General features: G+C 72.6%; 1 protein-coding gene. It reads right to left on the minus strand.

The window, feature by feature from the left end; translation table 11 throughout:
• Positions 1-49 precede the first annotated feature (49 nt).
• The gene (locus N864_RS22635) at positions 50-850 is read right to left on the minus strand and encodes a GAF and ANTAR domain-containing protein (protein ID WP_051518952.1); all 801 of its coding nucleotides are present in this window, start codon (positions 848-850) and stop codon (positions 50-52) included.
• Positions 851-997 lie beyond the last annotated feature (147 nt).

Below are 997 nucleotides of genomic sequence, written 5' to 3' on the forward strand. Positions count from 1 at the left end.
TGCCCGGGAGTTCCGGGCAGCGGCGCCGTTCGTCTCCCCGGGGGAGCGATCAGGTATGCCGCTCACTTTCTTGCGCTTCGCCCTGCTCGCCGCCGGGGGCCGGGCGAGCCCCGCCGCTGTCCGCGCGACGGATGAGGCGGCCAGCGGTCAACCGCCCGGCGATGATGTCGTCGGCGAGGTCGGTGAGCGGCCGCTGGGAGGCCCGGGCTGCCGAGCGGAGGATCTCGAACGCTCCGGCCATCGTCACACCCGCTCGCGCCGCGATGACGCCCTTCGCCTGCTCGATGCGGACCCGGCTCTCCAGGGCGCTCTGCAGCTGCTGCGCGAGCTGCTCCTGGTCACGCTGCCTCCGGTCGTGGACGATCCCGATCGTGGCGACCGAGCCGAGCAGCCGGGCGAGCTGGAGGTCGCGCTGGGAGAACGGCACGGTCGACGCGCGGAACAGGTTGAGGGCCCCGATGGTCCGCCCGGCCATCCGCAGCGGGATGCCGGCGGCCGAGACGACGCCCCGGGCCAGGGCCGCCGTCACGAAGTCGGGCCACTCCTTCGCCCTGCTGCGCAGGTCCTCGGCGACGACTTCCTCACCGCTGGTGAAGGCGGCGTAGCACGGGCCCTGACGACGCTGCAGCTCGAGCAGCTCGAGGTCCTTCGCGTCGTCGTTCGAGCAGGCGAGCACGCCGAGCGTGCCGTGGTGGTCGTCGAGCACGAGGCCGGCGAAGTCCACGTCGAGCAGGTCGACACATCCGCGCATGACCCGGTCGGCGAGGTCGGCGACGTCGAGGCCGCTCACGAGGTCGTCAGCGATGGCGGCGAGGTGTGCGAAGAGGCGATCCTGCCGCTCGCTGTCCATGCCCAATCGTCTCCTGTCCCGAGTCGGCCTGACCGCGCTTCCCACGTACCCCGTGGCACCGGCTCGGACTGAACTGGACATTGGGGACAAAACGACGGCCCCGCACGCAGGCGTGCGGGGCCGTCCCCCGAGGCGTGGCGGCTGCCG

This window comes from Intrasporangium chromatireducens Q5-1 (assembly GCF_000576575.1).
Classification (GTDB): Bacteria; Actinomycetota; Actinomycetes; order Actinomycetales; family Dermatophilaceae; genus Intrasporangium_A; species Intrasporangium_A chromatireducens.

Coding starts and splice junctions, on each gene's coding strand:
- N864_RS22635 (WP_051518952.1), bottom strand. CDS start 850: ATGGACAGCGAGCGGCAGGATCGCCTCTTCGCACACCTCGCCGCCATC.